Origin of the sequence: Shewanella submarina (assembly GCF_042646185.1) — a bacterium.
GTDB lineage: Bacteria > Pseudomonadota > Gammaproteobacteria > Enterobacterales > Shewanellaceae > Shewanella > Shewanella corallii.
The window spans coordinates 564,180-587,191 of the sequence record NZ_JBHRTD010000001.1 but is presented as its reverse complement, the minus strand read 5'-3'; the positions used below and the strand labels follow the sequence as shown (position 1 = coordinate 587,191).

General features: G+C 50.4%; 17 protein-coding genes and 8 tRNA genes. 18 read left to right on the top strand and 7 right to left on the bottom strand.

The window, feature by feature from the left end:
* The first annotated feature begins 485 nt into the window (after positions 1-485).
* Positions 486-953, top strand: a complete 468-nt coding sequence (locus ACFOE0_RS02740) for a DUF4124 domain-containing protein (protein WP_248937408.1) — start codon at positions 486-488, stop codon at positions 951-953.
* 90 nt (positions 954-1,043) lie between these two features.
* Here ACFOE0_RS02740 and clpB read toward each other — a convergent pair whose 3' ends face one another.
* From clpB to rluD, 3 genes are all read right to left on the bottom strand, one after another.
* Positions 1,044-3,617 carry an ATP-dependent chaperone ClpB gene (clpB, locus tag ACFOE0_RS02735; RefSeq protein ID WP_248937407.1) on the bottom strand — a complete coding sequence of 858 codons (2,574 nt, stop codon included), beginning with the start codon at positions 3,615-3,617 and terminating at the stop codon, positions 1,044-1,046.
* Positions 3,618-3,802: 185 nt separating this feature from the next.
* The gene (gene pgeF / locus ACFOE0_RS02730) at positions 3,803-4,519 is read right to left on the bottom strand and encodes a peptidoglycan editing factor PgeF (protein WP_248937406.1); all 717 of its coding nucleotides are present in this window, start codon (positions 4,517-4,519) and stop codon (positions 3,803-3,805) included.
* A 2-nt stretch (positions 4,520-4,521) separates the two neighbouring features.
* Positions 4,522-5,496, bottom strand: coding sequence for a 23S rRNA pseudouridine(1911/1915/1917) synthase RluD (gene rluD / locus ACFOE0_RS02725; protein ID WP_115136988.1), 975 nt, complete (start codon positions 5,494-5,496; stop codon positions 4,522-4,524).
* Positions 5,497-5,621: 125 nt separating this feature from the next.
* Between rluD and ACFOE0_RS02720 the strand changes: the two genes are divergently transcribed.
* Positions 5,622-6,383 (top strand): outer membrane protein assembly factor BamD, encoded by a 762-nt coding sequence (locus ACFOE0_RS02720; RefSeq protein WP_248937405.1) that lies wholly within the window; start codon positions 5,622-5,624, stop codon positions 6,381-6,383.
* Positions 6,384-6,721: 338 nt separating this feature from the next.
* Here the strand turns inward: ACFOE0_RS02720 and ACFOE0_RS02715 are convergent, their stop codons facing one another.
* A complete protein-coding gene (locus ACFOE0_RS02715; RefSeq protein WP_248937404.1) occupies positions 6,722-8,884 on the bottom strand; it encodes an efflux RND transporter permease subunit in 2,163 nt (720 codons plus the stop codon).
* A 291-nt stretch (positions 8,885-9,175) separates the two neighbouring features.
* On the opposite strand from ACFOE0_RS02715, the gene ACFOE0_RS02710 reads away from it, so the two are divergent.
* The 8 genes from ACFOE0_RS02710 to ACFOE0_RS02675 all read left to right on the top strand — a co-directional run bounded on the left by ACFOE0_RS02710 (position 9,176) and on the right by ACFOE0_RS02675 (position 10,212).
* Positions 9,176-9,251, top strand: a tRNA-Phe gene (locus ACFOE0_RS02710).
* Positions 9,252-9,309: 58 nt separating this feature from the next.
* Positions 9,310-9,396: transfer RNA gene (locus tag ACFOE0_RS02705), tRNA-Leu, on the top strand.
* A 39-nt stretch (positions 9,397-9,435) separates the two neighbouring features.
* A tRNA-Leu gene (locus ACFOE0_RS02700) sits at positions 9,436-9,522 on the top strand.
* Between the two features lie 33 nt (positions 9,523-9,555).
* A tRNA-Leu gene (locus ACFOE0_RS02695) sits at positions 9,556-9,642 on the top strand.
* A 55-nt stretch (positions 9,643-9,697) separates the two neighbouring features.
* Positions 9,698-9,773 (top strand) — tRNA-Phe (locus ACFOE0_RS02690).
* A 59-nt stretch (positions 9,774-9,832) separates the two neighbouring features.
* A tRNA-Leu gene (locus tag ACFOE0_RS02685) sits at positions 9,833-9,919 on the top strand.
* A 73-nt stretch (positions 9,920-9,992) separates the two neighbouring features.
* Positions 9,993-10,068: transfer RNA gene (locus ACFOE0_RS02680), tRNA-Phe, on the top strand.
* 57 nt (positions 10,069-10,125) lie between these two features.
* Positions 10,126-10,212, top strand: a tRNA-Leu gene (locus tag ACFOE0_RS02675).
* 131 nt (positions 10,213-10,343) lie between these two features.
* On the opposite strand, the gene ACFOE0_RS02670 is transcribed toward ACFOE0_RS02675, so the two are convergent.
* Positions 10,344-12,206, bottom strand: a complete 1,863-nt coding sequence (locus ACFOE0_RS02670) for a methyl-accepting chemotaxis protein (RefSeq protein ID WP_248937403.1) — start codon at positions 12,204-12,206, stop codon at positions 10,344-10,346.
* A gap of 285 nt (positions 12,207-12,491) precedes the next feature.
* Between ACFOE0_RS02670 and ACFOE0_RS02665 the strand changes: the two genes are divergently transcribed.
* The 3 genes from ACFOE0_RS02665 to ACFOE0_RS02655 are packed head-to-tail and all read left to right on the top strand — an operon-like array spanning position 12,492 to position 14,466.
* Complete coding sequence (locus ACFOE0_RS02665) at positions 12,492-13,019, top strand: RNA polymerase sigma factor (RefSeq protein WP_248937402.1); 528 nt, start codon at positions 12,492-12,494, stop codon at positions 13,017-13,019.
* Positions 13,016-13,531 (top strand): hypothetical protein, encoded by a 516-nt coding sequence (locus ACFOE0_RS02660; RefSeq protein WP_248937401.1) that lies wholly within the window; start codon positions 13,016-13,018, stop codon positions 13,529-13,531. The genes ACFOE0_RS02665 and ACFOE0_RS02660 overlap by 4 nt, the downstream gene beginning before the upstream one ends.
* Positions 13,528-14,466, top strand: a complete 939-nt coding sequence (locus tag ACFOE0_RS02655) for a DUF4097 family beta strand repeat-containing protein (RefSeq protein WP_248937400.1) — start codon at positions 13,528-13,530, stop codon at positions 14,464-14,466. Before ACFOE0_RS02660 ends, ACFOE0_RS02655 begins: the two co-directional genes overlap by 4 nt.
* 67 nt (positions 14,467-14,533) lie before the next feature.
* Here the strand turns inward: ACFOE0_RS02655 and rsuA are convergent, their stop codons facing one another.
* Positions 14,534-15,238 carry a 16S rRNA pseudouridine(516) synthase RsuA gene (gene rsuA, locus ACFOE0_RS02650; protein WP_248937399.1) on the bottom strand — a complete coding sequence of 235 codons (705 nt, stop codon included), beginning with the start codon at positions 15,236-15,238 and terminating at the stop codon, positions 14,534-14,536.
* 275 nt (positions 15,239-15,513) lie between these two features.
* Here rsuA and ACFOE0_RS02645 point away from each other — a divergent pair, with 275 nt between their 5' ends.
* From ACFOE0_RS02645 to ACFOE0_RS02625, 5 genes are all read left to right on the top strand, one after another.
* A complete protein-coding gene (locus ACFOE0_RS02645; RefSeq protein ID WP_248937398.1) occupies positions 15,514-17,610 on the top strand; it encodes a M13 family metallopeptidase in 2,097 nt (698 codons plus the stop codon).
* 161 nt (positions 17,611-17,771) lie between these two features.
* Complete coding sequence (locus ACFOE0_RS02640; RefSeq protein ID WP_248937397.1) at positions 17,772-18,554, top strand: RelA/SpoT domain-containing protein; 783 nt, start codon at positions 17,772-17,774, stop codon at positions 18,552-18,554.
* A gap of 96 nt (positions 18,555-18,650) precedes the next feature.
* A complete protein-coding gene (locus ACFOE0_RS02635; protein ID WP_115137002.1) occupies positions 18,651-19,055 on the top strand; it encodes an SMI1/KNR4 family protein in 405 nt (134 codons plus the stop codon).
* 32 nt (positions 19,056-19,087) lie between these two features.
* Positions 19,088-19,591, top strand: coding sequence for a DUF4447 family protein (locus tag ACFOE0_RS02630; protein WP_248937396.1), 504 nt, complete (start codon positions 19,088-19,090; stop codon positions 19,589-19,591).
* A 90-nt stretch (positions 19,592-19,681) separates the two neighbouring features.
* Positions 19,682-20,311, top strand: a complete 630-nt coding sequence (locus tag ACFOE0_RS02625; RefSeq protein WP_248937395.1) for a glutathione S-transferase family protein — start codon at positions 19,682-19,684, stop codon at positions 20,309-20,311.
* A 77-nt stretch (positions 20,312-20,388) separates the two neighbouring features.
* On the opposite strand, the gene ACFOE0_RS02620 is transcribed toward ACFOE0_RS02625, so the two are convergent.
* Positions 20,389-23,001 (bottom strand): TonB-dependent receptor plug domain-containing protein, encoded by a 2,613-nt coding sequence (locus ACFOE0_RS02620; protein WP_248937394.1) that lies wholly within the window; start codon positions 22,999-23,001, stop codon positions 20,389-20,391.
* Positions 23,002-23,012 lie beyond the last annotated feature (11 nt).

Below are 23,012 nucleotides of genomic sequence, written 5' to 3'. Positions count from 1 at the left end.
TTGTCGACCTCATCAACTACTGTGAATGTCCACACAGATTTGCTTGTCTGTCTAATTTTTAAAGAGCGATTCAGAACTTGTTTCGTTCTGAAGAGGCTGCGTATTTTACGCTTCAAACCTCTTTCGTCAAGCGCTTTTTTGAAGAAGATTTTCAAGCGGTTATTTTCTGACCAGAGGTCGTTTTCAACACTGCTTTCCCATCTCTTCGGCCCTTGCCGACCTGACCTGCAATCAGCGCCGTTTGTCGCTGTGTGCCGTGTCAGTGAGGGCGCATTATAGGGAGCAAATTCGTTTGCGCAAGCGCTTTTATAGCAACACTTTATCAAGCGCCTGCAATTTAGGCATTGCGGTTATAATTAGCTCAGAAACCAATGAGTGGTGGCTGTTTTTGGACCAGACTGGATTGTATTTATCGTTAACATTGATAAAGTTGGTTGAATAACCGCCAAGGCGACAAGAACAAAGCTGAAATGCAAGGAATGGCAATGACAACGCTTTTGAAACTGGTGGCACTGCAGATAATGATTGCTGGGATATTGTTTTCAACATCAACCAATGCCAACGACGTCATTTACACCTGGGTAGATGAAAACGGAACCAAACACTACAGTCAGCTCCCTCCACAAGGTGAGTATGAAGTGACCCGGCTGAACAATCAGGATCTCGAGCCCAAAAAAATAGGCACAGTATCTCCGGTCAGAGCCGTGGCAAAAGCAGAACAAGCCACTGAAGACGACATGGCCAAACAGGCCGACGAGATAAAAGCCCAGAACGCTGAGCAGGCCAAGAGTATTTGTGATAATGCCAAGCACACTCTGAACGTACTGCTCACCCATGCTCAGGTGACCCGTAAGGATGAAAGTAACGGTGAAATGATGACTATGACACAAGAGCAGAAGCAAGCTGCAATTAAAGAGAGTCAGGAAAGAGTCAAACTCTTTTGTGAAGAGTAGCCCATCCCAGCAAAGGCATAGCAAGAAGTAAATACATATAAGAAAGGGCGTCCATGGACGCCCTTTCTACTTATAGACCTGTGTAATCTATTACTGAGTAAAGGTTAGAGCATTACCTTCCACTTCGACCTTAATTGCCTTACCCGGTACCAGCTCTCCTTTAAGCAGGCGCTGAGCCAGTGGGTTCTCTATCTCCTGTTGCAGTGCCCGCTTCAGAGGACGGGCACCAAATACAGGGTCGAACCCAGCCTGAGCAATAATTGCCAACGCCTCGTCAGACACCTGCAGATCGAACTCTTTCTCAGCCAATCGCGTGCGCAAAGAGCCAATCTGAATATCGGCGATGCGTTTAATGTTCTCGGCATCGAGAGGATGGAACACCACAGTTTCATCAATACGATTCAGGAACTCAGGACGGAAGTACTTATTCACTACATCCATCACTTCAGTCTTCATGTCCTCATAGGAGAAGCTACCGAACCTCTCCTGAATCACATCCGATCCCAGATTGGATGTCATAATCACCACGGCATTGCGGAAATCCACGGTTCTGCCCTGACCATCGGTCAGACGACCGTCATCCAATACTTGCAGCAGAATATTGAATACATCCGGGTGCGCCTTCTCAACCTCATCCAACAGGATCACTGAGTAAGGTTTGCGACGCACAGCTTCAGTCAGGTATCCCCCTTCCTCATAACCCACATATCCAGGAGGTGCACCGACCAAACGGGACACCGAGTGTTTCTCCATAAATTCAGACATGTCGATACGAACCAGCGCCGATTCACTGTCGAACAGGAATTTTGCCAGGGTTTTACACAACTCAGTCTTACCCACCCCGGTGGGGCCGAGGAACAGGAAGGAGCCAATCGGACGATTGGGATCTGCCAAGCCGGCACGGCTGCGGCGAATGGCATTGGCCACAGCGTCAACTGCTTCATTCTGACCTATCACCCGCTCATGCAATGCGGTTTCCATCTGCAACAGTTTTTCACGCTCACCTTCCAGCATCTTGGCAACCGGGATCCCCGTCGCCTTGGAAAGCACTTCGGCAATCTCCACATCTGTGACCTTATTGCGCAGCAGCGTCATGTCCTGCATTTCGGCCTGAGACGCCAGATCCAGCTGCTTTTCCAGCTCTGGAATACGGCCATACTGAAGCTCAGACATACGGGTCAGGTCGCCGGCACGGCGCGCCACTTCCATATCCATACGCGCCTGCTCCAGATCAGCCTTGATCTGTTGAGTCCCGGCCAGTGCAGCTTTCTCTGTATACCAGATCTCATTCAGCTCGTTGGCTTTGGCTTCAATCTCTTTCAGATCTTCCCGCAGTGTCGCCAAACGTTTGCGACTGGCTTCATCGTTTTCTTTCACCAGCGCCTGCTCTTCCAACTTAAGTTGAATGGCACGACGCTCCAGACGATCCAGCTGTTCAGGCTTGGAATCAATCTGCATACGAATACTGGAAGCAGCTTCGTCAATCAGGTCGATAGCTTTATCTGGCAGTTTTCTGTCAGAGATATACCTGTGAGACATACTTGCCGCAGCAACAATGGCCGGGTCGGTGATCTCCACATGGTGGTGCAATTCATAGCGCTCTTTCAGGCCTCGGAGAATAGCGATGGTATCTTCCACATTCGGCTCTTCTACCAGAACTTTCTGGAAGCGGCGCTCAAGGGCGGCATCTTTCTCTATATATTGACGGTATTCATCCAGGGTAGTGGCACCGACGCAGTGCAGCTCACCACGGGCCAATGCCGGCTTTAACATATTGCCCGCATCCATGGCGCCATCACTCTTACCCGCCCCGACCATGGTGTGCAGCTCGTCGATAAACAGGATCACCTGTCCCTCTTCCTGAGCCAGCTCGTTTAGCACAGCCTTGAGACGCTCTTCAAACTCACCACGGTATTTGGCACCGGCAACCAGCGCCCCGAGATCCAGCGACAGCACCCGCTTGTTCTTGATACCTTCAGGCACTTCACCATTAACAATACGCTGGGCCAGACCTTCAACAATAGCTGTCTTACCCACACCCGGCTCACCAATCAGCACAGGATTATTTTTACTGCGGCGCTGAAGCACCTGAACAGTGCGACGGATTTCATCATCACGGCCAATAACAGGATCCAGCTTGCCCTGTTCAGCACGCTCGGTCAGATCCACTGTGTATTTCTTTAATGCCTGGCGCTGATCCTCTGCATTGGGATCATCCACCTTCTGGCCACCACGAATCGCTTCTATGGTTTTCTCCATTAACTCTTTGGTGGCACCCGACTCTTTTAGAATACGAGCCAGGGTGTCATTGCCTTCCAGCGCTGCCAGGACGAACAATTCGCTGGAGATATATTTGTCTTTACGTTTTTGGGCGAGCTTATCGCACAAATTCAGCAAACGGATCAGTGCCTGGGAAAGCTGTACGTCACCACCGGTACCGTCTACCTGTGGCAAACGCTCCAGTTCCTGACTGAGCAAAGAACGCAGATTGCTGACGCGGATCCCCGCCTGAGTCAGCAGGGGATGGATAGAGCCACCATCTTGATTGAGCAACGCCATCATCAGGTGCACGGGTTCAATGAACTGGTGATCCCGGCCCAGGGCCAGGGATTGGGCATCTGAAATGGCGATCTGGAATTTATTGGTCATACGATCGAGTCGCATAAAACCTCCTGAGGAAAGCCAAATATAGTCACCAACGGGGCAGATATCGGCTGCTTTTTAATCCAGCATATATCCAGTGTATAAAAAGATAATTCAATCAAATAGATAAATATACACCGGCAGATTCGTCTGCACCGTCTTCTAACAAAAAGATGGAGTCTGAATCCGGATTTTCAAGGGAAGGGTCAGGCCTTAAGCCAGATAAAAGAGGCAAAACGTCCTGTGGTCGCGGTTTTGCGGAAAGAAAAATATTTATGATCCTGGGTGTAGGTACACTCACCGGCACACAGGATTTGAGAGACACCTGCCGACTCCAGTCTTTGACGGGCCAACATCTCCAGATTGCCGAGGAACTTGCCTGGCAAAACAGCCACGAAAGCCTGTTGAGCAGCTTCGTCAACAGCCATAAAAGCATCGCGGACTTCGCCACCAACCTCGAAAGCAGCTGGACCTATGGCCGGACCGGTAAACGCCAGTATATCTTCAGGGCGAGCCTTAAACTTTGCCAGAGTGGCTTCAATCACGCCGTTACATAATCCACGCCAACCGGCATGAACGGCAGCGACTTCAGTACCATGGCGGTCGCACAGCAGAACAGGCAGACAATCAGCCGTCATGACCACACACACCTGACCGGGTATGTTGGTGTAGCTGGCATCAGCCTGATTGGAACCATCAAGGGGAAGAGAAACCACATCTGTACCATGAACCTGCTCCAACCAAACCGGCTGAGAAGGCATGGCGAACATGGACTGCACCCGACGACGATTTTCGGTAACAGCTTGCGGGTCGTCATTGACATGATCCCCCAGATTCAAGCTGTCGAAAGGTGGCAGACTGACTCCCCCCTCACGGGTGGAGACAGCAAAACCTATGTTGTCGGGTACCGCCCAGTCAAACACCCTTAGATGTACTCCATCGGATGTTCTTCTGTGTCTTTACGCAGTGCTTTGGTCAGTTCAACCATATCGGCAGGAACCGGTGCCTGGAAGCTCATGATTTCCATATCAACCGGGTGCACCAACTCAAGACGTACAGCGTGCAGCGCCTGACGCTTGAAGTTTCTCAGCACTTCGGTGAACTCAGCGCTGGCAGCTTTAGGCGGACGAGGACGACCACCGTACACAGGATCACCTACAAGTACGTGGCCAATGTGGGCCATGTGTACACGAATCTGGTGAGTACGACCGGTTTCCAGGCGCAAACGCAGACGGGTATGGGCGCGGAACTTCTCTGCCACACGATAGTGGGTCACAGAAGGACGACCATTATGGATCACCGCCATATGAGTGCGCTTGGTGGCATGACGACCAATAGGCTCATCAACGGTACCGCCCGCAGTCATGGTACCGATACAGATCGCCTCATATTCACGGGTGATCTCACGGGCCTGCAGCGCAGCGACCAGATGAGTCTGTGCTTCTACTGTCTTTGCCACCACCATCAAACCTGTGGTGTCTTTATCCAGACGGTGAACAATACCGGCACGGGGTACCAGTTCAATTTCCGGGCAGTGGTGCAACAGGGCATTCATCAGAGTGCCATCTGTATTGCCTGCGCCCGGATGAACCACCAGACCAGCCTGCTTGTTGATCACCAGAATGTGGTCATCTTCGTAAACGATATCCAGATCTATGGCCTGAGCTTCGGCGTGCACTTCCTCTGGAAGGGTCGCCTCAATCTCTACCTGCTGGGATTCGAGTACTTTTTCTCGGGGCTTATCTACCTTGACCCCATCTACATATACTGCACCGGATACGATCCATTCCTTGATGCGTGTGCGCGAGTAGTCAGGGAACAACTCTGCCAATGCCTGATCCAATCTCAGCCCTGTTTGAGTTGCTGAAATCTCGCTTTTTAGATTAATCTCTTGAGCCATAAGGAACCGTTCCCCGGATTTGGGGTCCAATAAGAAAGTGCTATCTGTTACAATCGGATTGTTTCTATTTTATCGTGAAATGGAAAAATTCTTAACTACAACTTATAAAAGAATTGAATTCTCCTATGTCTAGATTTGCCAAGTGCGCTGCCGTTGCCTTGATATCCCTTGCGATTTCAGCCTGTAGCAGTAACAACGAGCTGGATGAATCCCTGTCCAAACAGTCACCTGAGGCCCTCTACACCCAGGCCCGTACCTCAATGGAACTGGGAAATTTTTCCAAAGCAGTCCGCACCCTGGAAGCTCTGGATTCCCGCTATCCCTTTGGACCTCACAAGACTCAGGTCCAGCTGGATATGATTTATGCCTATTATAAGCTGAATGATCCGGCTTCCGGCATTGCCAATATTGACCGTTTCATTCGTCTGAACCCAACCCACCCTGATATCGACTATGTCTACTATATGCGTGGACTGGTGAACATGCAGTCAGACAGCTATATGTTCCACGATATGCTGGGTATTGACCGCACCGACAGAGATCCCAAGCACGCGATGCAGGCCTTCAAAGATTTTGAACGCCTGATCAAGATGTACCCAAACAGCAAATATGCTGCCGATTCGCAAAAGCGTATGCAGTGGCTGAAAGATCGTCTGGCTCGCTACTCCATCGATGTGGCTGAGTACTACCTGAAGATGAACGCCTGGAGTGCTGCAGCTGTTCGAGCTCAATCTGTGATGGAAACCTACCCGGGTACTCCTTCGACTGAGCGCGCGCTGGAAATTATGGCTGAAGCCTATGGAGAACTCGGACAGGAAAAGCTGAGAGAGCATGTTCTGCAGGTGCTCAAAGTTAACTTCCCGGGAAATAAACTGGTCGCTAACTAACAGTCATTGGTCTGACAAGCGCCCCTTCTGTTGGGTAATGCTATTTGGCTAATCTGTAAAAAATTGGAAAGCCTTGCGTATTTGCGCAAGGCTTTTTTGCTTTAAAAGCAGCTACTAACAAGTGTTCGCTTTACTCACTTCATAGAGAACACGGCGAATATGGCAAAGTCATATGGTTATGAGCGAGAACCAAGTTAGGTGAACTGGCTCAAGTCCAAGGACTGGCTTGAAAAAGCAAAGATGAATACAGCTTTTCTTCGTGCCCTTTGTTTTCTTCGTGGCTCGCCTTCTTTTAGCGTTTTTCATGGACGCTTTTCTTGAACGAATAGCTTTGCCAGTTATGGGGCGTTTTGTTTTGGGAAGCAATGCCGCCAAAGGCTTGGCAATACCAAGAGGTCAAAAAACCAGGCAGAGCCGATAATCAAGGCTGACAGCAGACTCAACTCAAGTATGGGGCCAAAGTCTGACAACATTCCCAGCATAAACCCGGCGACCAGCACCAGGCTGGTCAGAGAAATTGCCGGAGTGATCCTGATTAACTGCCTTCTCAATATAAAGGGGTGATGCGCTGCTTTGGCATCCAGCCGTAACAGCAGATGCAGAGTATCATCGACAATAATACCCAGGATCATACCTATCACCATGGTGCTTCCCAGACTGAGGCCTCCCCCAGTCATTCCCCAGTAACCAAACACCCATATCAGCGGCAGCAGGTTAGCCATCAACCCCAGCAGCGCCAGACGTATTGATCCTCTTAACCAGTAAAGCAGCAGACTCAGCATCACCAATGCCACCAAAAACGACAGCAACATATTAATGGCATTGTCCTCACTCAAATGAGCGTAAAGGCTTTGGGGCCCGAGTGCAGGGGACAATTCACCGGGATATTGCTGCTGCGCCAGCCAGCTGTTGATTCTCTGCTCCAGTGCCAACATGCTGGCTGTATCTGTTGGCCGTAAGTACACCTGCACCAACTGACGTTGCAAATCATCTGTGACCTCCCTTCCCAGGCCAAGCTCTGATGGCGGTGTAGACTTAAATACCTGCTCAAGGGCTGAACGCCCCAGCCCTGCTGCTCTGAACCAGTCAATCAGAGTATCGACTCTCACCACCTCAGGCTGCTGCTTCAAAAAGCGGGAAAAGCGATTAACAAATCTGACGGCTTCAGAATCCAGCGCGCCATTCGGGTTTGTATACAGGAAGGTTTGATAATTAGCGGCATAAAACGTGTTGGCCGTCACCTCCGCCCCCTGGTGCAAAGGATTATCAGCCGGGAAATACCCCAGCGGGTCATCTTTAAACACAAGTTGAGTCACGCCGACTCCGCCAAATACGCAGGCCAATAGAGCCAAACTCAAACCCGGCAGCGGACGCCGCAAGGCTTTAATAGCCAATCGGGATGAACATTCGAGTCGTCGCGCCCCTTTTGGATTGTTGTCCCGGCTGTGGCCCTTGCTCCTGCCCAACCCCACAATCACCATCAACCAGGTGAGATGCAGCAGTAAATTAATCGCAACCGCGAATGCCACAAGAATGCCGAAGGCTTTTATGGGGGGTGAAGGACTGAAAGTCAGCAGCAAAAAGCCGCAACAGGTAGTGAGCGCCCCCCAAAACAGTGGCGGCAAATGCTCCTCTATACTTCTGCGCCGGGCCTCTATGCAATCCAGTCCCAGATTAGAAAGCCTGCGCCAACCGGTAAACAGATGAATACCCGACGCCAGCGAAAGCACCACCAGAATGACTGGGATCACACCACTGATTGCCGTCAGAGGCAAAGCCAACCATCCGGCGATGCCCAGAGTTAACCAAAGGCTAAGCAAAGCACTGCTGCCAATACCGAGCAGCCAGGGCCACGACCTGACATACCAGCCCAACAATATTGCGGTTAACAACATAAGAGAAGGCATAAACCAGGCAAGGTCACTGCTGAATACTTCGGCATACTGCCAGTTCAGTGCCAAAGGGCCATAGAAGAACAGTTCGAGCTGCTGACCATCAACCAACTCTGTCAATTGCCATTGCAACTGCTCTATCAATTGACCAAACAACTCGGGAGATAAGGCTGACTGCTCAAACTCCAGTTCAAGCAGCACGGTTCTGGCATCGTTGGAAATCACCAGGCTTTCTCTTGGGTGAGCTTTATAGGAAAGCAGTGCTTCACTGTGCCCGGAACCATGGACGAGCTCAGTGTAACCACCAATAGACAAAACCTCAGAGTTGGCGGTCAGCGTATCGTTAATCAGCTCAAGCTGACTTTGCTGATGTTGCCACTGCCAGCCTTGTTGACCTCTGATAATCAACCACAGGGTATCGGGTCGATTGAAGGTATCAGTCAGCTCCCGGCTCAACTCATATCGCAAATCATCAGGCGCAAAGTAAGCGTCATAACGGGTATTGATATTCAGTTGCCAAATCATTGGAGAAACAGCAGCTGCCAGCACCAGCCAAAACAGGACAATGCTCAGGGGGTGTCGCCACAGCTTAATCAAATATCCGTACATAGAGACCGATGCTTCTCCCTGAATCATCCCGTTAATGCCAATCTTACTGGTTACCCTATAGCGACCAGCCCTGTTTGGCCTGCTCTCGCCGCTTTTTCCACCAATGCTCCCAGCTATGGTGCAAGCTGGTGATTTTTCGCGCTTTACGTCACAACAGGCTAACGCTTTTACTGCAAAAACTCAGCATTATCAGCGCTTGCGGGCAAATCTTATGCAAACACACGGGTTTTTGGTTTTTCCCAAAGAAAAGTGTTGACTCAAATCCGCAAAAGCTTTTTAATGCACGCCGTCGCCCGAATAGCTCAGTTGGTAGAGCAGCGGATTGAAAATCCGCGTGTCCCTGGTTCGATTCCGGGTTCGGGCACCACTCTTTAACTTTGGTGCTGAACAGGCTAAATTAAAGAGCTTAAGCAAGATAGTACAGTGCAGGTGTGGTGGAATTGGTAGACACGCCAGCTTCAGGTGCTGGTGCCCTCACGGGCGTGGAAGTTCAAGTCTTCTCACCTGTACCAATCTTGTTTAAATAGTTGTTGATCACACAGGTCGTCAGTGCAGGTGTGGTGGAATTGGTAGACACGCCAGCTTCAGGTGCTGGTGCCCTCACGGGCGTGGAAGTTCAAGTCTTCTCACCTGTACCAATTTCTGACGATTCGATTAACAACAAATTCTATGCAGGTGTGGTGGAATTGGTAGACACGCTAGCTTCAGGTGCTAGTGCCCTTACGGGCGTGGAAGTTCAAGTCTTCTCACCTGTACCAATTTTAAGACCTCGATAACGTCGAGGTTTTTTTAGCGGAAAATAAAACCGTTAAAGCCCGAATAGCTCAGTTGGTAGAGCAGCGGATTGAAAATCCGCGTGTCCCTGGTTCGATTCCGGGTTCGGGCACCACTCTTTACTCTGACATCTTGATGTCTGCTACCAAAGGTAAAGAGTTTACTGTTCTCAATGCAGGTGTGGTGGAATTGGTAGACACGCCAGCTTCAGGTGCTGGTGCCCTCACGGGCGTGGAAGTTCAAGTCTTCTCACCTGTACCAAATACAGGCTTTGTTGTGAGCTGATTATTGGTACACAGCAAAGCGATAAACATCAGGTTTATCAAAAAGTTTTGCCCGAATAGCTCAGTTGGTAGAGCAGCGGATTGAAAATCCGCGTGTCCCTGGTTCGATTCCGGGTTCGGGCACCACTCTTTACTTCGGCTGAAAAGTCTGCTACCAAGGGTAAAGAGTTTTAAAAGTTCAATGCAGGTGTGGTGGAATTGGTAGACACGCCAGCTTCAGGTGCTGGTGCCCTCACGGGCGTGGAAGTTCAAGTCTTCTCACCTGTACCACATTGAAATACAAAAAAGCCTCGCTCAGCGAGGCTTTTTTGTATCTATCATTCTCTGCCTGAAATAGCTTTTAGCTCACATAAAAAGGGCCGGATAACCGGCCCACCTGGGATTCTGGAAACTAAAGAAGACTACGCCTTAAACCTACTGACAGAGGCCAGCAGTTCGGCCGCCTTATCTTCCAGGGTTGCACTGTCTTTGGCGTTAACAATTGCCGCCTTTGAGGAACTCTCGGCCACGTCCCGGATCACCAGCACATTCTTGTTCACCTCGTTAGCCACCATGCTTTGCTGTTCAATCGCTGCAGCAATTTGAGTACTCATATCCATGATATTGCTGATGTCCTGATTGATTTGCTCCAGAGCATCTCCCGCAGCTGCAGCCTGAGCTACGCTGTCATTGCCCTGTAGTTGGCTGGTCTGCATCATGGACACCACAGTTTGAGTGCGAGTCTGCAGGTTATCAATAATGGTGGCAATCTCATTGGTAGACTCCTGAGTTCGCATCGCCAGTGAACGCACTTCATCGGCCACCACAGCAAATCCCCTTCCCTGCTCACCGGCGCGTGCGGCTTCGATGGCGGCATTCAATGCCAACAGGTTGGTTTGATCGGCAATTCCACGGATTACATCCAACACCTGACCTATGGTCTCCCCATCTTTGGCAAGCTCGGAAACCACATCCCCACTGTCATCCAGTTTATCGGCCAAGGTCTGAATCATGGTTATGGTTTGCTGCACAGCTTGCTGGCCCTGCTGTGCACTCTCATGGGTCTTGGCGGCTTTGCCTGCTGCCAGCTCAGTGCTGTTGGCAATCTCTTCTATGGTCGCCCCCATTTCCGTAATGGCCGTTGCCACCATATCGGTTTCGTTCAGTTGGCTGGTAATGCCATCAGAAGATTTACGCGCAGTCTCAGACAGAGACAGGCAGGAGTCGTTGACCTGAGTGACAGAGTCGTTGACCTGCTTGATAAGCGCCTGGAAGTTTTCCAGCATATTATTGAAGTGCAGCGCTATCTGTCCGAGTTCATCCTGACGGGATGCGTCACAACGAAGGGTCAAATCCCGTTCGGTTTCAACCCGGGTAATCAGCGCGGTGATCTGCTCTACCGGATTCACTATGCTGCGGATAATCGCCACCGTAAACACCGCGAGCACGGCAGCCAAACAGGCAAATACGCCCAGAGATATCATAGTATTACGGGAAGTTTCAGCCTCATAGACAGCAAGGGTTTGCTGATTCAGGGCAACAAACAGTTTGTCCATCTGCGCACTCAACTGACTCAATTGACCTTTCAAACCATCACCGTCACCGAGCCCCAGTTGCTGCTCTCTCTCCACTAACGCCCTGAAGTCACTCAGGTAGACCTGCATCAAGCTGCTGATTTCCCTCTGGGTATCTGACGATACACCGCTGCTTATTAGGCGCTGGGAAAAAAGAGCGATATTGGTATCAAAACGATCCAGATACTTGACGTCGCGACGCAGCATAAAGTCTTTCTCATTGCGTCTGAGCTGCAGCATCAGCACTGTCAGAGCATCCTGCTGTTCCTGTTTCAACTTTGACTCTACATTATGCACTGCCTGTCTCAGCTCACCATAAAGCCCACTCTTGGGGGTCATACCGATTTCAGCTTGAAGTTGAGCTGCATTGTCGAAAGACTGAGTGTACTGTCGGCTGACACTCATAAACTCATCCAGTAACTGCTGGGAGACATTAAACCCTGCGTAAATACGGCTTAAGCTTGCCACGGTAGTAGCCAGGTGCTCTCTGTCTTTCTGATGGCGGGCGGTGTACTTGTCATCAAGTCGTGTGAAGAAATCCTTTTCGTCTTTTCTCAAACGGAGCAAATCCCGCTCCAGTTCTACTATATGCTTTACTGCCGTATCCAGCTCTTCCTGAGTGGATTGGGCCTGCAGCTGCAGTACAAAGATCAGCACAACTGTGCCCAATCCCAATAATGCATTCAGCATCAATTTACGACGAATCAACATATTATTTCCTGTTGTTTTTATTATTCAGATGGCGACATCCAGCTTAACTCGCAACCTTGTTATACATTTGTGATACTAACCCCCAGTGTGCGCAACTTATTAAACTCGCTACAAAAGTGCGACAACTGTCATAAAAATGTCAACTTCACACACTCTTTATCGTTTGCCAGCCAACTTTATTTAGTTCAACCGATGTTTTTTTAATCAGGCTTTAAACCTTTTATGCCTTTGACAGCATCTAAACAGTAAGCGACCAGATAAAACGGAAAAGGAAACCCTCATCCAGTGGCACTGAAATCGATACCGGAAACAGGTCAACAGCAAGCCTTCTGGATTGAACAAGCCAGAGCGGGAGATCAGCAGGCATTCCACCAGCTGTACCTCAAATATCGAAACCGGGTTTATACCCTGGCGCTGCGGCTGGCTGCAGATATTCCTCTGGCTGAAGAGTTAACCCAGGACTGTTTTGTGCACCTTTGGCAGCAGTTGGCCCAGTTTGATGGCCACTCAGAATTCGCTACCTGGATGCACAGGGTGTGCGTGAATCAATGTCTCTATTCGCTGCGGCGCCATCAGAGGTTTTGGCACAGGTTTTTGCCGGGCGAGACGGATATAGAAGTGCAAGGTGACCAATATCAGGGCCTGGACAAAGTGCTGCTAAAACTGCCACAGCGCGCCCGTCAGGTATTTGTCCTGCACGCACTGGAAGGCTACAGACATGAAGAGATAGCAGAGCTGATGCAGATAGCATCGGGGACCAGCAAGGCTCAGTACCACAGAGCCAGACAACTGCTGAAGGAGATGTTGGTATGAGTGACCAGGATAAACAGCTCGAGCAACTGTTGAACACAGCCCGGGAACAGATTGCACCGGAGCGTGACCTCTGGCCGGGGATTCAGGCGCGTATCCATCAGGAAAAAAACCAGACGACTGGTAAGCGCAGTTATCGCCCGGCACTGGCCATCGCAGCACTGTTATTGGCTTGTCTGATGTTTGGCTGGCAGTTAACAGGCCCAATAAACCAGAGTGTCGACCCGGCCCTGATAGCTTTGGTCGAGTCTACCCGCCAGCAGCACAAAGATCAGCTGAGTCAGCTGCAGCAAGCGTTTCGCCCGGTCAAGTTGCAACCCAGTCAGGCCCAGCAAGCGATTGAAATGGGTGCAGAACAACTGAAAGGCGCAGAACAGCAAGTCTATCAGGAGCTGCTCAAAGCACCGGATAACCAATCTTTATGGGAGATGTGGCTATGGCTGCATCGTCAGGAAATCGAACTTCAGCTGGACAGCCAACAGGTGTCCAGTCAACCACAAGGAGCACAAATATGACCCGATTAACGGCTAATACTCTGCTGCTGAGCCTTACCCTGCTCGGCTCAGGATGGGCTATCGCCGCAGAGACATTGGAGGAAACCCGCGACGTTTCCGGTAAATCCAATGTCAGCATTAAGGTTCAGCGAGGCGATGTGAATATAAAGTCTTGGGACAGATCTGAGATCCAGGTAAAGGGCACCCTGGATGACCTGAGTGAGGGCCTTGTTTTCACAGTCTCTGGAGAGCAAGTCACTATCGAAGATACCATGCCGCAAAGTTACAAGGGTAAAGGCCAGGGCTCTAAGCTGACCATCATGCTTCCTTCTGACTCTCATATTGAAGCAGAAGGGGTTTCCAGCGATTACAGAATTACCGAAATTGGCGGGCTGGTGTCCATGCAGAATGTCAGCGGCGATGTCACAGTATCCAAAATCGGTGGTGGCGCCAGCCTCACTACGATTTCCGGCGATATCGAAGCAACAGACATAGATAGCGCGATGGACCTGTCTACTATCTCCGGAGAGATTAAGGTCAACGGCGGCGAACGTAAACTGGGACTGTCCACTGTCAGTGGCGAAATAGAGGCCAACACCAATGCCACCGGCATTAAGCTGGAAACCGTCTCAGGGGAAGTGGAACTTAAAGCGCCACAACTGACGCAACTTATGGTCAACAGCGTCAGTGGCGACGTAGATATCAAAACCTCAGGAATACTGGAGCAAGCCAAACTGGATAGTGTCAGTGGCGATATCAGTATCAACTTTGACTCTGCTCCCAATGCCAGGTTCCGTATTAACGGCGGACCGGGTGGCCGTATCGACAATCAACTGACTGACGATAAGCCAAACAAAGCCAAATACACCCGCCAGCAAAGCCTTCAATTTACCAGCGGCTCAGGTGACGGTACTGTGGTGATAAATACTATCAGCGGTAAGCTGGCAATCAATTAAAAGCAAAAGGCCTTCCACGCGGAAGGCCTTTTTAATTCAGACCACAGCAAGCTTAAGTTTCATAAACTCAGGCTTTATTGCCCTGTACTGATGCGATCTCCGCCTCAGTCAGGTAGCGCCACTCGCCCGGCTCCAAATCTGCATCCAGTTCAATACGCCCCACGGACTCACGGTGCAGGCCGACTACCTTATTACCTATCGCACCAAACATACGCTTAACCTGATGGTATTTCCCTTCAACAATCGTCAGCAGCGCTTCATTGGCAGAAAGGATCTCAAGTTTGGCTGGACGGGTTGGTTCGTCCTCACCGTTAAGCATGATGCCCTGTTCAAACTGAGCAACCACCTCCTCGGTCAGGGGGTCTGCCACTTCAACCCGGTAACGCTTGCCACAGGCTTTCTTAGGAGAGGTGATTTGATGGGACCATTGGCCATCATCCGTCATCAACACCAGGCCTGTGGTATCCACATCCAGGCGGCCAGCAATACGCAATAGCTCAGGCTTCTCAATATCGAGCAGACTGATAACACACTGATACTCTTCATCCTGAGTGGAGCAAATCACCCCTTCAGGCTTATGCATCATCAGGTATCTGAGGCCGATCAGGCTAAGCTCTTCACCATCCAACGTCACTTTAGTGTCCTCTTTCACTTTAAAAGAGGGATCTTTCACCATGACGCCATCACAGAACACTTCACCTCTGTGCATGGCTTTTTTGGCCTGACTGCGGGTCAGGTAGGTGGCTTCGCAGATAAATTTATCCAAACGCACGGGCGTGTTCTCTCATCAACATAATCACTGAGGCTATTATCCCCTGTCCGCTCCCCTTCTCCAATACAGTTGCCCCTTTTTAGCCTGTATTTATCCCTGTCTCACAGGCCTGCTTCGTCCCGTAAACCACAGAAACCAGTGAGTTAACGATTCGTTACAGTTATCAGGCTGATACAAGCCCGCAGATATTTACATTTAATCAACATGCTTTAGCATGTGAGCTGGATTAAAAGGCAATGACAATACTTGCCAGGGGAAGATAACAGGGAATAACCATGAAAAAATCAGTCTTGGGCGTATTGGGCCTGTGTGCCATCGCCACACTTTCGGCTTGCAGTGATGACAAGCCAGCAACCACGCAAACCGACACCAAACCTGAAGCGACTCAAACGCCTGTTGCAGAGGCAGTCAGCGCGACCCTGAGCTCAGGCGTAGACTTCGACAACTTCGACCGCACCGTGCGCCCTCAGGATGACTTCTACTCCTATGTTAACGGCGGCTGGCTCAAGTCCGCCGAGATCCCGGGTGACCGTACCTCCATCGGTGCCTTCTACGATCTGCGTGAAAAGTCCAAAGAAGATGTAAAAGCCATCATTGAAGAAGTGGCAGCCCAAAAAGATCTGGCCGAAGGCAGCGACGAGCAGAAGGTGGCAGATCTGTACCGCTCATATATGGATGTGGAAACCCTCAATAAGCTGGGTGTACAACCACTGGAAGCCGAATTAAAGAAGATCGCCGCCATTGAAAACAAAGCTCAACTGGCCGAGTACTTTGCCCACAGCCAGATTGTTGGTGGCGGTACCCCAATGGCGTTCTACATAGGTGTAGACGCCAAGAACTCCAGCCGCTATGCCACCCATATCTGGCAGTATGGTCTGAGCCTGCCTGAGAGGGATTACTACTTCAACGAGGAAGAGCGCTTCGTCAATATCCGTAAAGCCTACGTTGAACATATCGAGAAGATGTTCAACCTGGCCGGTTTCGACAATGCCAAGCAAGCGGCGCAAACCGTGATGGCACTGGAAACTGCGATTGCCGAGCATCACTGGGATAAAGTCGCCGTACGTGACTCCACCAAGCGCTACAACAAGTATGAACTGGCTGATCTGAAGACCCTGGCACCCAACTTTAACTGGGATGGTTATCTTAAGGTTCTGGGCGGCGACAAGCAGCCAGATATCATCATTAACCAACCAAGCTTTATTGAAGGGCTGACTGGCCTGGTAGATACCCTGCCACTGGACGAATGGAAAACCTACCTGAAGTGGCAACTGCTGACCAACTACGCTTCTTTGATGAGTGAAGAGCTGGATCAGGAGAACTTCAACTTCTTCTCCAAGACCCTGAACGGTCAACAGGAGCAGGAGCCACGCTGGAAGCGCGGTGTATCCTCAGTTAACAGCACCCTGGGTGAAGTCGTTGGTAAGGTATACGTTAAAGAGCACTTTGCCCCGGAAGCCAAAGCTCGCATGCAGGAGCTGGTTGAGAATCTGCGCAAGGCCTATGGTGCCAGCATTGATGAGCTGGAGTGGATGAGCCCTGAAACCAAGGTGAAAGCCAAGGAGAAGCTGGCCAAGTTCAATCCTAAAATCGGTTATCCTGATCAGTGGCAGGATTACGACGCTCTGGTGATTAAATCCGATGAACTGGTAGGCAATAAAATCCGCGCCTCCCGTGTAGAGCATGATCGCCAACTGGCCAAACTGGGTGGCCCTATCCAGAAGTGGGAGTGGTTTATGACTCCTCAGACGGTAAACGCCTACTACAACCCAACCATGAACGAAATCGTGTTCCCAGCTGCGATTCTTCAGCCTCCTTTCTTCAATATGGAAGCAGATGACGCAGTTAACTATGGCGGTATCGGTGCGGTTATTGGCCACGAAATGGGCCACGGTTTCGACGATCAAGGGTCCAAGTACGACGGTGAGGGCAACCTGAAGAACTGGTGGACTGACAGCGATCTGGAAAAATTCCAGCAGCTGGGTAAGGCACTGGTAGCCCAGTATAACGGCTATCAGGTATTTGATGATCTTACCGTTAACGGTGAGCTCACTCTGGGTGAAAACATCGGTGACCTGTCAGGTGCGACCATCGCCTATAAAGCATATAAGATGTCGCTGAACGGCGAAGAAGCCCCAGTGATTGATGGCCTGACCGGCGATGAGCGCTTCTTTATTGGCTTTACCCAGATTTGGCGAGCCAAGTTCAAAGAGGAAGCAATGCGCAACCGTGTTGCCACAGATCCTCACTCTCCGGCCAAGTTCCGTGCCATTGGTGCACTGTCCAACATGCCTGAGTTCTATCAGACCTTCGAAGTAAAAGAAGGCGACGAGATGTATATCCCGGCAGAGAAGCAGGTGAAGATCTGGTAATCCCTGTCTGACAATATTGATAGTGTGTTCAAGGCGCCGAAAGGCGCCTTTTTTATACTCATCAGATCACACTGATGACGGCAGTCAAAATCTGATTCAGTATTGGTTCAGACTTGCCTGTGCATACTGGGCTCCAGTTTCATCAAATTCGCTGGAGTTGAATGAACAAACTGTTTCGCAGCCTGCTGGTTCTTATGGTGGTACTGAGTGCCAAAGCTGGCATCGCAGCCCCTGTTGGCCTGACACTCACTACACTGCTGAGCGCGCCAGCCCATCATCAAACCCAAAGACCCGCTCCCGGCTGGGACAGACTTGGGCTGACTCAATTGAGACGCAGTGGCGATCATAATACCTGTCAGTCCTCTTCCGACCTCAATACCCTCTATCTGGATGCTCCCCATGCTCAGGCTGAACTGACTCAGCTATTATACCTGACCGCAGAAAACAGCCGCACCCAGCCCATCGTTGGCCAAATTAAGTCCCGAGAAAGGGCGGAGCAGAAAGTGGCTGGCAAACTTGAGGGTGATGCCAGCCGTCTGACAGATATTGTCCGTGGCTCAATTATCGCCGACAGTCTGGAAGACCTGATGGCCAGCTTCCACCAGCTGGAACAACAGGCTCGCGTTGTGCAGCTGAAAAATCGTTTCGCCGAGCCCAAGCGCTCAGGTTATCGTGACCTTAACCTGTTGGTAGAGCTCCCCGAAACAGGCATGATTGCAGAAGTGCAACTGCACCTGCGTAAGATTGCCGACATCAAATCTGGTATAGAGCATCAGGTGTATCAGGAAGTTCAGGGTATCGAGTATCGAGCCAGTCAACAAAGCCGTGCTCTGACAGAACTCGAAAGGGCCCGGATTGTCCGCCTTCAACAGGATTCCCATAAGCTGTACCACAAAGCATGGCTGCACTATAAACGTCAGGACGAACAACTTAAGGTGGCTTAACAAGACTGAACCGGCACTCATTGAGTGCCGGTTTGCTTTGGATTTACCCCATCTGCCGCTATACTCCCGCCATTACCCACCCTCTCCCCCAATGCCATGCATGAAGTGATAGATAAACTGCAGGAACTGAGCGAACAGGTTCCTGTGCCTTTGGATCTGCCTGACTTTGACCAACTGGTTGAAGTAGAGGAAGAGATCCTGATCCCCCTGCCGGCCGAACTGAAAGAGTATCTGTTGCATGCCAGCGACGTGGTTTACGGCACACTGGAGCCGGTTACCGCTGCGGACTCAGGCAGTCATACATACCTGCCAGAGGTGGCTGCTCATGCCTGGTCTATTGGTCTGCCAAGAGACCTAATCCCTGTTTGTCAGGTCGGTGATGATTTCTACTGCATCAGTCAGGAAGGTGAAGTCTTCCTGTGGCAGGATGATGAACTGCTGGAAGACAGCTGGGAATCCTTCTGGCAATGGGTTGAGGATGTCTGGCTGGAACAAGCCTGAGCCTGAATTAGCAATTTTATAAGGAGCCTGATATGGCTAAAACGATTGGCCTGAATGCCATTGAAATGCAGTATCTGCGACTGTCTCTGGGTCTGAGCCAGGCTCAGGTAGCTGAGCTGACCAAGCAGACTGAAGCCGATGTTATCGCCTGGGAAGCCGGTGAAGCTGAAATACCGGGTCTGGCGCAGAAGACCCTGCTGGACCTGGACGACACCATTGAAATGCAGGTACTGAATACCTGTGATGGTATTGAAGAGCTGTTCAAAAAAGAGCCCAAGCGTCATCTGGCGTTTGTGGTTTATCCAACCCAGGCACTGTACCAGCAGTACAACCCTGAGTTTTTGTCCGCCCTGCCAGTGACAGAGCTTTACAACACTGCCGCCTGGCGCATCAAGAAAGAGTGCAAACTGGTGCTTGAGGTGGATGTTAGCCTGGTCGCGCTGGATGTCGAGTCCTACAAAGCCTTCCGTGAAACAAACGGCATGGGCGAAAGCCGTGATGCCCGCGCCAAATGGGCGGCTACTCAGCTGAAGTAAGCTAAGCTCTGACTTATGCCAAAGACGGCCTCCAAGGAGGCCGTTTTTTATGCTTCAATGGATGACATCACTAAGCAAAGGACATTGGCAATGATTACCCTTTACGGCATACCCTGCAGCCGGTCGCTGCGTATCTCCTGGATTCTGGAAGAGCTGGAGCTCGACTGGAACTATCAATTTATTGATTTTGCCAAAGGGGATAATCGCAACCCTGAATTTCTTGCCATCAGTCCGGAGGGGAAAGTCCCGGCACTGAAAGATGATGAGTTGGTGATGACGGAATCAGCCGCTATCGCCTACCACCTGGCAGAGAAATACGGTAATGGCGACCTGTTACCAGCACCGGGTTCTGACGAATCAGCCCTGCATCACCAGTGGATGAGCTTTATTGTTACCGAGCTTGAACAGCCCTTATGGACTATGGGTAAACATAAGTTTGCGTTGCCGGAAGCTTATCGTCACAGAGAGTTCCTTGGGGTTGCTGTGTTTGAATTTGATAAAGCCGCCGCCATCGCTGAAAGCTGGATGCCTGACTCGGCGTTTCTGCTGGGGGAAGAGATCAGTATCGCTGATATTATGCTGGCACAGACGCTGTTGTGGGCCAACCGTTTCGAGCAGAAGATCCCGCCAAAGCTCAGTGCCTATATGGCGCGAATGAGCAAGCGTGCCAGCTTTACTGCAGCGCTCAATAAGGAGCTGGCAGGCGCTGGAAAAGCCTGAGCAAAATAAAAAGCGACCCTGAATTCAGAGTCGCTTTTTGTCTGTGCTATACGCTTTTTAAACGCTGAGACTCAGCATCAGAAGCGATAGCTTGCCTGACCATACACAAAGGCGCCCTGGGCGGAATGTGTGGTCTGGTCATAGCCCATAAATTGGGCTGAGCTGAATGGTGGGTCTTCATTAAACAGGTTGGTTCCACCAACTGTCAGGGTCCAGTGTTCAAAGCCCACATAGCTGACATTCATATCAAAGGTCAGCATGGAGTCTATGGTTCCGGTGGCACCGGCATCACTGTCATCCTCGTACTCGCCGATATAGTTCAGACGAGCCGCGGTTTGCCAGTCACCATAGTTCCAGTCAACACCACCAACCCAGCGGAACTCAGGGTGTTGATATTCACCCACCAGTTGCTCGGCACTGCCATCGACTCGCTTCTGCTCGAATGAGTTAACCCAGGTCAGGTTGTACTTGAAGTTAAAGTCACCGGCACCATTGGTTTCCATCAGGTACGCCAGGTCAAAGTCCACACCATCAGTGGACTGAGAGCCTAAATTAATAAATTTGTCATAAACTTCGACAAGACGACCTGGAATACCATCGATAGTTGGCTCGCGTTTGACCACCGCAGGATTAGTGCCATTATTATTTAACAGGTATTGGGTATCTGACGTAATCAAACCGTCCTGATCGTAGTTCCAGTAATCCACCCCAACTGACAGCCCCTCCACAATCTCCCACACAGCACCTATGTTATATGAAGTAGACTCCTCCGGTTGTAGATCCGGATTACCAGAAAAGATGACTGTTACCTCTTGCGCTGAGCAATCTTCAACGGCGCCAGTAAGCTTACATCTAGTTTGATCAACAAGACTAGGAGACTCCTGGGTTGGTCCCAAGCCCAACTGTACCAATGATGGGGCACGGAAAGCTTCACCCCAACTGGCTCTCAGGGTCAGATTATCCAGAGGCGTATACTTGAGGCCAATCTTAGGGTTGGTTGTGGTACCAAAGTCGCTATAGTCCTCGTGACGCACTGCCAGCTGAGCTTCCAGTTGCTCAGCCACAGGTACTACGAACTCGACAAAGATAGAGGTCTGGTCGCGGTCACCACTGGCTTGAGTCGCCTCAGTACCGAAGATCTCGCCCCGCAGGAACAGCTCATCCGGGTCATCACTCAGCTCCTCTTCGCGATACTCAAAACCTACCGCCATGGCTACATCACCAGCAGGCAGAGAGAATATATCGCCGAACATCTTGCCATCAAATGCCTGGGTGGTGGACTTACCATTACGTGTGGTATTCACCGTAATATCATCGATCACTGACTGAGGCTGAGTCTGGCTGAATGGGTTGTATTCACCGACATTGATCGCAGCCTGCAGTCTTGGCGTATGCACAAAGCCCTGGCGACCATACTCATGGTTACGGTTGTAGGAATAGGTATAAGCCAGCTCCCACTCCCAGTCGCTGAGCATACCGTTCAGACCCAATACCATACGGGCACTGTTGGATTCAGCCTCTTTTAATCGATTACCGGCTTCCGTCAAACGACGACGCATGGTCAGGTCTTCGCCGGGGAAAGGGTTGACCTGGGCACCACTGGTAAACAAAGGGTTATCTTTCAGAATATAGAATTCAGAGAAAGAAGGACTTGCAGCACCTTTAACCACACTGTTGTTATGCTGCACCATCACTTCGGCAAACATCTTGAGCTCATCATTGAACTCATAGTCATGGAACACTGACAGACCAACCCGGGTCGACTCTGGAATTGATGTCATATGTGGCGCATAGTCATAACGACAAAAAGGCGCATCATTAATGTTCTCTGCCGGGCAGTTAGCATCTGGAGTCCAGTCATAAATCGTATTACCGTCGTCTGATTTTCGCTTAACATCAATACGCCCATCAGAATGAAGAGTTGCTGGAATAAAAGTTCCTGGATTTCCAGAAGAAGAGCGACGGTCAACGCCTCCACGAAACTCTTGATTAGCTGATTTCGAATAGTCTCTATCTGCAAACAGCGTCTCGTTCTGCTTAAAGTAATCCAGAATCACTGTAGTATGACTCTTCTCACCCTGGGTACCCCAGAGCATGGAAACTGACACCTGACCATCACCATCTTCAATGGTATCGGCCACCTTGGCGTTAATTTCAAAACCTTCAAAATCTTTCTTCAGGATAATGTTAATTACCCCGGCAATGGCGTCGGAACCATAAAGTGCAGAAGCACCATCTTTGAGAATGTCGATGCGCTTAACCGCCGACATTGGAATAGAGTTGATATCAACAAAGGCTGTGTCGATATCCTTGGCGAATGAGTTGACTGAAATACGGCGGCCGTTAAGCAGTACCAGGGTTGAGTCGGCACCCAGGCCCCTTAGCGAGATAGCCGCACCACCATTGGAAGTATCATCAGAGTTATTACCCTGAGTCGAGAAGGTACCATTACCTGAGATTGGTAATTTACGCAGCAGCTGAGACATATCCTGAGCGCCGGAGCGGGCGATATCTTCAGCTGATAACACAGTTATCGGTGAAGCTCCTTCAAGATCAATTCGTTTAATGTGACTGCCGGTCACTTCAATGCGTTCAACTTGCTCATCATTCTCGGCTGCAACCAGAGCTGGTGAGATGGCCATTGCCACCGCCAGCGCACAGCTGTGCTTTAGCTTGTTAGAAAGGTCCATGTCTTTCCCCA